The organism is Streptomyces sp. NPDC049915, from assembly GCF_040656475.1.
Classification (GTDB): domain Bacteria; phylum Actinomycetota; class Actinomycetes; order Streptomycetales; family Streptomycetaceae; genus Streptomyces.
Genome location: NZ_JBFAMH010000009.1, coordinates 93,392 through 100,797 on the forward strand (window position 1 = coordinate 93,392; position 7,406 = coordinate 100,797).

At 73.0% G+C, this 7,406-nt stretch carries 6 protein-coding genes and 1 pseudogene; 5 read left to right on the forward strand and 2 right to left on the reverse strand.

The features are described 5' to 3' along the window. Window positions 1-23: 23 nt before the first annotated feature. The 3 genes from AB0J12_RS17805 to AB0J12_RS17815 are packed head-to-tail and all read left to right on the forward strand — an operon-like array spanning window position 24 to window position 2,195. Window positions 24-815, forward strand: coding sequence for an alpha/beta hydrolase (locus AB0J12_RS17805; RefSeq protein ID WP_363265228.1), 792 nt, complete (start codon window positions 24-26; stop codon window positions 813-815). Window positions 816-865: 50 nt separating this feature from the next. Then, the gene (locus tag AB0J12_RS17810) at window positions 866-1,210 is read left to right on the forward strand and encodes a hypothetical protein (RefSeq protein WP_363265229.1); all 345 of its coding nucleotides are present in this window, start codon (window positions 866-868) and stop codon (window positions 1,208-1,210) included. A gap of 52 nt (window positions 1,211-1,262) precedes the next feature. Continuing rightward, window positions 1,263-2,195, forward strand: coding sequence for an endonuclease/exonuclease/phosphatase family protein (locus AB0J12_RS17815; RefSeq protein ID WP_363265230.1), 933 nt, complete (start codon window positions 1,263-1,265; stop codon window positions 2,193-2,195). 85 nt (window positions 2,196-2,280) lie between these two features. On the opposite strand, the gene snpA is transcribed toward AB0J12_RS17815, so the two are convergent. Next, window positions 2,281-2,937: a snapalysin gene (snpA, locus tag AB0J12_RS17820; protein WP_363265231.1), complete on the reverse strand. Its 657-nt coding sequence runs from the start codon at window positions 2,935-2,937 to the stop codon at window positions 2,281-2,283. Window positions 2,938-3,114: 177 nt separating this feature from the next. Between snpA and AB0J12_RS17825 the strand changes: the two genes are divergently transcribed. Then, window positions 3,115-4,053 (forward strand): LysR family transcriptional regulator, encoded by a 939-nt coding sequence (locus AB0J12_RS17825; RefSeq protein ID WP_363265232.1) that lies wholly within the window; start codon window positions 3,115-3,117, stop codon window positions 4,051-4,053. Window positions 4,054-4,118: 65 nt separating this feature from the next. Here the strand turns inward: AB0J12_RS17825 and AB0J12_RS17830 are convergent, their stop codons facing one another. Further along, window positions 4,119-6,179, reverse strand: a complete 2,061-nt coding sequence (locus AB0J12_RS17830) for a PhoX family protein (protein ID WP_363265233.1) — start codon at window positions 6,177-6,179, stop codon at window positions 4,119-4,121. A gap of 232 nt (window positions 6,180-6,411) precedes the next feature. Between AB0J12_RS17830 and AB0J12_RS17835 the strand changes: the two are divergent. Next, a pseudogene (locus tag AB0J12_RS17835) lies at window positions 6,412-7,406 on the forward strand (Toxic cation resistance protein); the annotation flags it as partial.

Below are 7,406 nucleotides of genomic sequence, written 5' to 3' on the forward strand. Positions count from 1 at the left end.
CGGCCGCTCCTAGGGTCGCTGCCATGCCTCCCTTCCTCGCCCACGAGGACCACGGCGCGCCCTCCTCGCGGCTGCCCCTGGTCCTCGTCCACGGTCATCCCTTCGACCGCACGATGTGGGCCCCGCAGGCCGCCGCCTTCGCGTCCGACCGCCGGGTGATCGTCCCCGACCTGCGCGGTTACGGCGCCTCCCCGGTCGTGCCCGGCAGCACACCGCTGTCCGTCTTCGCGCGGGACATCGAGGCGCTGCTGGACGAGCTGGCGGTGGACGGCTTCGTCCTGGCGGGGCTGTCCATGGGCGGCCAGATCGCCATGGAGTGCTACGACCGCTTCGGTGACCGGGTGCGCGGCCTGGTCCTCGCCGACACGTTCCCGGCGGCGGAGAGCGCGGAGGGCAAGGTGGCGCGCAACGCGATGGCCGACCGTCTGCTGCGCGAAGGCATGCGCGGATACGCCGACGAGGTGCTGGAGAAGATGGTCGCCCCGTACGCGGACGAGGCCGTCAAGGGGCACGTGCACCGCATGATGACGTCCGCACCGCCCGAGGGCGCCGCCGCTGCCCTGCGCGGCCGTGCCGAACGTCCCGACTACCGGGCCCTGCTGACCCGGGTGGCCGTGCCGGCGCTGGTGGTGGTCGGCGCCGACGACACGTACACGCCGGTCGCCGACGCCGAGGCCATGCACGCCGCCCTCCCCGACTCCACCTTGGTGGTGATCGACCACGCGGCCCACCTGCCCAACCTGGAACGCCCGGAGGAGTTCAACGCGGCGCTGGCCGCGTTCCTGGCGAAGGTGGACGTCCCGGCCGCCGTCTGAGGACGGAAACCGCTGGCAGGGCTCCCGGGACGGCCACTACCGTCACCCTCATGACCGGCACGACGATCCTTTACCGCCCCACCGGCCCCGATGAGCTCGCCCTGGTCGAGGCGTCCGGGTGGACGGCGTGGCCGCCGCGGCTGCCCGAGCAGCCGATCTTCTACCCGGTGCTGAACGAGGAGTACGCCGTCCGCATCGCCCGGGACTGGAACGTGCCGGCCTCCGGTTCCGGATATGTGACCCGGTTCGCGGTGGACAGCGCGTTTCTCGCGCGCTACCCCGTGCGTCAGGCCGGTGGAGAGACGATCCTGGAGCTGTGGGTGCCTGCCGAGGAGCTGGACGAGTTCAACGCGCACATCGTGGGGCGCATCGAGGTCGTGCGCGTCTTCCAGTGACCTGGACACCGGCGCCGCCAGGCGTCTTCGCGCCGGCGGTTCGGGGCGGCGGATGAGCGCCTGGTTCGCGGGGCTGCTGCTGGCCGGAGTGAGTGTCCTGGTCGGGTGCCGGATCGCCGACACCGACGCCGTCACGCCCGTGCCCCAGCTGCTGGCCTTTCTGCCGTGGCTGCTGGTGCCGACCGGCACCGGGCTGCTGCTGGCGCTGCTGGGCCGGTGGTGGGTGGGTGTGGTGTGGGGCGTGGTCGTGCTGGCGCTGCTCGCCTGGTTCGTCGAGCCGTACGGCAAGGACAGCGAGCCCTCGGGGCCGGCCGTCGCCTCCTTCCGCGTCCTGACCTCGAACACACAGTTCGGCCGGGCCACCGACGCCCTGCTCGCGGCCGTGCGGCAGCAGCGGCCGGACGTGGTGTTCGTGCAGGAGTGCGACAACCGGCGGTGCGACATCGCACTGCGCCGGGAACTCGCCGGCGCCTACCCCTACCGGCAGTCCGTGGACGGCGCCGGCTCGCAGGGCTCCGTCATCCTCAGCCGCTTCCCGCTCGAGCCCGCCCCCGGCGTGCCCGCCGCCATGGGCATGCCCGGCGCGGTCGCCGACGTCCACGGTCACGCCGTACGACTGCAGCTCGCTCACCCCATGCCGCCGGTGCCGAGTGGCCTCGGGCCGTGGCGCCGCGAGCTGGAGCGGCTGCGCGACTTCGCCGCGGCCGGCCGGGGCACGCCGACGATCATCGCCGGCGACTTCAACGCCTCCCAGGACCACGCCGCCTTCCGCCGCATCCTCGACACCGGCCTGTACGACGCCGCCCGGCTGGCCGGGCACGACCGCGCCCCGAGCTGGCCGTCCCGGACCACGCCCGTCTTCGGCGTGCAGATCGACCACGTGCTGCTGACCGGCGACTTCTCCGTCACCCGGGCCCGCTTCCTGACACTGACCGGCAGCGACCACCGCGCACTCGTCACCGACATCACCCTGCACCGCCGGTGACCCCCCGGACAACGGCGACGCGGGCCGCCCTGTGCAGGAGGGCGACCCGCGTCCCGGTGGGGGGTGTGGGGAGAGCGGCAGCGGACTAACGGGCCTTGTGCAGGGCCTTGTCGAGGGCGGCGGCGAAGCCGTTCGCCCACAGCTGGTTCACGCGCGAGCGCTCGGTCGCGTTCGGGTAGGGGTTCGTGCAGGACGGGCCGGGGCCGCCGCCCGACATCAGCTCACTGCACGGGCCGGAGTAGTGGTCCGGCAGCCCGAGGACGTGCCCGGTCTCGTGCGCGGTCACCCGCGTGGAGTCGTACTGCTGGTTCTGCCGGTAGTCGAGGAAGATGTAGCCGCTGCCGTGGCCGTCGGTGGAGGCGTACGAGCCACGGGAGTCGTTGCCCTCGTAGTAGGCGAAGTCGGCGTTCGAGCCCGCCGCGAGTCTGACGTTGGACACCGAGCTGTTCCATATCTGGGCGGCCCGGGATATCTGCGCGCTGAACGACGGCGCGCCGGACGGGTCGTAGACCACCGTGACGGCGGCCGTGCCGCTCGGGTTCGCGGCCCGCTTGGCGGCGACGGACTTCACCACCGCGTCGAAGAAGGCCTGGTTCGCCCTGGCCTCGGCCGCCGAGCCGGTGTAGCCCTGGTACTGCTGCGGGGCCGGCGCCGGGGAGGCCGCGGCCAGGCCGGGCGTGCCGAGGCCGAGAGCGATCGCGGTGGCCGCCGTGACGGCGGACAGGGGCATACGCATGCGCATCGATGACTCCTGGGGTGGGGGTCGAGTCACTTGCCATCCGTGAGTTTCTGCGCCGCTGCGGCGCCTGTGATGATGGCAACCGGCGATAGCCCGGCCCTATCCCCGCTCAACCAGCCCTTTTACGCCGGTAGTTGAAACCCTGGTGAAACCCTGGCTTCCGCTTTACTCTCCGTGGGCATGGAGCTCGAGGTGAGGCACCTCCGCGCGCTGTGCGCCATCGCGGACACCGGCAGCCTGCACCGTGCCGCCCGCCATCTCGGCGTGTCCCAGCCCTCGTTGAGCGGCCAGCTGCGCCGCATCGAACAGGAGCTCGGCGGCGCGCTGTTCCTGCGCGCCCGCACCGGCTGCCGCCCCACCCCGCTCGGCCGGCTGGTGCTCAGCCGGGCCCGCCCCCTGGTCGCCGACCTGCGCTCCCTGGTCGCCGAGGCCCGCGCCGCCGCCGTCGGCGGACCCCACCTGCGCATCGGCTCCACCGCCAGCCGCGCCCTGCCCGGCTGGCTGCGCCGGCTGCGGCAACGCTGTCAGGAGCCCAGCCTGCACATGGACGTCTCCCCCAACGCCCTGCTGCGCATGGTCGCCGACGGCCAGCTCGACGTGGCGTTCGTGCACGAGGTCGAGGGCTGTCCGCTGCGCGTCCCCGAAGGGCTGCGCACCCGCGTCCTGGTCGAGCGTGAACCGCAGTTCGTGTCGCTGCCGGCCGACCACCCGGCCGCCGCGAAACCGGTCGTCGACCTCGCCGACCTGGCCGAGGACCGCTGGATGGTCGACCCCACGGTGGACGGCGAGTGGGACGCCGTCCGCCGCATGCTGCGGCTGGCCGGGCTGAGCCCCCGCGTCCTGCACGGCGACTACCACACGGCCGCCTCCCTGGTGGCGACCGGCGAGGTCGTCACCGTCTGCCAGCCCACGTCCCTGTCCCGCCCGGAATCGGCCGTCCGCCGGCTGCGGGGCGACCCGCTCGGCGTACGGCTGCTGCTCGCGGCCCGCACGGAGACGGAACTGGACGGGGTGTGCCCGGCACTGCGGGAGGCGTACTGGGAGGCGGCGCGCCAGTCCCCGGCGTACCGGGAGTGGCTGGAAAGCAGCGCTGCCGCGCTCGCGTTCTCCCAGGCGTGAGGCACGGCGCCGGACGACGGTGCCGTCATGGTGGGCCTGTCGGACGCCTCGGACTCTCGGACGCCTCAGACGCCGATGTCCTCGCCGTCGGCCCGCCACACCGCGACGACGGCCGGGCGGACGATCTTCCCGGGACCGTCCGGCCAGGTGCTGGCCGGCTGCTCCACCGACGCCCCGTCGACCTCACCGGGATGCTGGACGGCGACCAGCACCCGCCGGTCCTGCACGAGCGGACCGCAGGTCTCGGCGCCGGTGGGCACGGTCAGGAACTGCTTGAGCTCACCGCGCCGCTCACCCCGCGTCGCCACGCCGAACAGGCCGTCGTGCGAGCCGAGCTGGTTGCCGTCGGTGGAGATCCACAGGTTGCCGTGCGGGTCGAAGGCCACGTTGTCCGGACAGGAGATGGGGCTGACCCGGTCCTTGGGGAACCCGGCGAAGTAGGTGGACGCGTCGTCCGGGTCACCGGCGACCAGGAACAGCGACCAGGCGAAGGTGGTGGCGTCGGCCCGGCCGCGACGCTCGGTCAGCTCCAGGATGTGCCCGTGCTTGTTGCCGTTGCGGGGGTTGGCCTCGTCGGCGGGCGCGTAGCCGGCCTTACCGCGGTTGGAGTTGTTGGTGAGGACGACGTACACCTTGCCGGTGTGCGGGGAGGGCTGGATGTCCTCGGGGCGGTCCATCTTCGTCGCGCCCACCTTGTCACCGGCGAGCCGGGTGAAGACGAACACCTCCTCGGCGCTCATCCCCTCCACGTGCGAGACGGCACCGTCGGCGGTGGCCGTGGCCAGCGGGATCCACTGCCCGCCGCCGTCGAACTCCCCGTCCTCGGGGAGCTTCCCGGTGCCGTCGAACTCCGCGGCCGGGGAGTCGCCGGTCAGCTTGGCGACGTACAGCGTGCCCTCGTCGAGCAGCGACAGGTTGTGCTCGCGCACGGCCCGGGAGCCGCCGTGCCGCATCCGCTTGCTGCCGACGAACTTGTAGAAGTAGTCGAACCGCTCGTCGTCACCGGTGTACACGACGGGCCGTCCGTCCTCGGTGAGCCGCACGGTGGCGGCCTCATGCTTGAACCGCCCGAGCGCGGTGTGCTTGCGGGGCGTGGAGGAGGGGTCGTACGGATCGAACTCGACCACGTACCCGAACCGGTGCACCTCGTTGGGCTCCTGCGCGAGGTCGAAACGCTTGTCGAAGCGTTCCCACTTGCGTTCGGTGGCCCCGGTGCCGATCCCGTACCGCTTGTCGGTGGCGCGGCTGCCGTGCGCGAAGTACTGGTTGAAGTTCTCCTCGCCGTGCAGGGTCGTCCCCCACGGCGTGGTCCCGCCGGAGCAGTTGTTGAGCGTGCCGAGGACCCTTGCGCCGGTGGGGTCGGCGGAGGTCTTGAGCAGGTCGGAGCCCGCGGCGGGCCCGGTGAGCCGGAAGGAGGTCGTGGCGGTGACGCGCCGGTTGAGCGGGTGCCGCGGGACGGCGGTCAGCTTCCCGCTCCGGCGGTCCTCCTCCACGACGACGGCCGACAGACCGTGGGCGGCCCAGGCGACCTCGACCTGCTGCCGGGTCGGGTTCTCGGGGTCGTAGCCGCGGAACATGAGCACCTCGTCGGTGTACTCGTGGTTGGCGACGAGGAGCTGCCGGTGCCGGTCACCGGGCAGCGGCAGCAGGGCGAGGAAGTCGTTGTTGTACCCGAACTGCCCGGCCTGCGCGGCCGCGGTCTGCCGCTCCGGGTCGAAAGCGGGCGCACCGCGCAAAATGGGCTCGCCCCAGCGGATGACGACGTTCTGCCCGTAGCCGCCGGGGACGGTGACCTGGTCGGCGGTGTTGGGCGCGACCGGCGTGAAGCGCAGCCCGCGGGCGGCGCGGCCGTGGTGCGCCGACGACGCGGTGGCGGCGGCGGCCGGCCTGGCGGCGGCGACACCGGCGCTCCCGGCCGCGGCGGCCACGGTGACGACGGCGGCGGCACGCAGAGCGCTGCGGCGGCTGAGGGCACCGGCGATCACGTCACCGACGTACGCGTTGGCGCTGGTGTTGGGCACCTCGTGGAAACAGGCGTCACCGCACCGGAACCGGCAGGTCAGAGCGGACCGCCCGCCCGGATGCGAAACGGACGGTGTCCCTATGAGCGGCAGCAGCTTGCGCACTTTACTCTCCCCTTGCGTGCCCTTGATGTGATCGTGACGGTAGGGGCGTGCGCATGCGGAAGCGCTGCGACCGGATGAACGGAGGGTGAACCCGCCGGGGCCGAGGGGGTGTTGACACCGGGGCTTCCGCCCTGCTCACCCCTCCCCAAGATCACCACTCGGGGCCGCTAACCTTACGTGTCCGTCCTGGCCAGGGATCTACGGGCATCAACTCACGCGAAGGGTTGCGCACATGGGCATTCTCACTCTCCTGCGGAACGCGTTCGGCCGATCACGCAAGGGACGCACGGCCGAGGCAGAGGGTGCGGAACCGACGGCGGAGCACGAGGTGACGACGGCGGAGAAGCCGTCGGAGCCGGTGGAGCCGACGGTGACCGAAGAGACCCCGGCGGCGGCCGAGCCGACCCCGGCAGCGGTCCCCGCACAGCCGCCGACGCCCACGGAGCCGACGCCCCCGACGGCCACGGCAACCCCGGACGCCACCCCCCGCATCCCGGAACCCCGCCGCATCCACGACCTGGTGGCAGCAGCCTTCGACAACGTCGCGGTCCCCAAGCCCACCCGCCCGACAGAACCGGAAGCGACCACGCCGAAGACGGAGGAACAGAAGCCCGACGCGGTGACGGCGGAGCCGGAAGCGGTCACGGCGGAACCGACGGAGGACACGGCGGAGCCGGAAGCGGTCACGGCGGAGCCGGAGACGGCCACGGCGGAACCGACGGAGGACACGGCGGAGCCGGAAGCGGTCACGGCGGAGCCGACGGAGGAGAAGCCCGAGGCGGCCCCGGAGCCGACGGCGGAAGCCGTGACGGCGGAGCCGGAGACGGTCACGGCGGAGCCGACGGAGGAGAAGCCCGAGGCGGCCCCGGAGCCGACGGCGGAAGCCGTGACGGCGGAGCCGGAGACGGTCACGCCGGAACCGACGGAGCCGACGGAGCCGACGGAGCCGACGGAGCCGACGGAGCCGACGGCGGAAGAGAAGCCCGAGCCGGAGGCGGAGCCGACGGCGGAGGAGCCCGCCTCCGCGGAGGACGATCCCGCACCGGCCGCCGCTCCCGAGGCGACGGCAACCGAGGACAAGCCGACGGAGTCGGCCGCCGCCCCGGAACCCGCAGCCGCCGACGGCGAGGACGCCCCACAGGGGCCACCCGCACCCGACAACGAATCCCGCACGGGTGGTGCGGGTGGGAACGAGAAGGCCGAAGGCGAAGCCGAGGCCGACAAGCC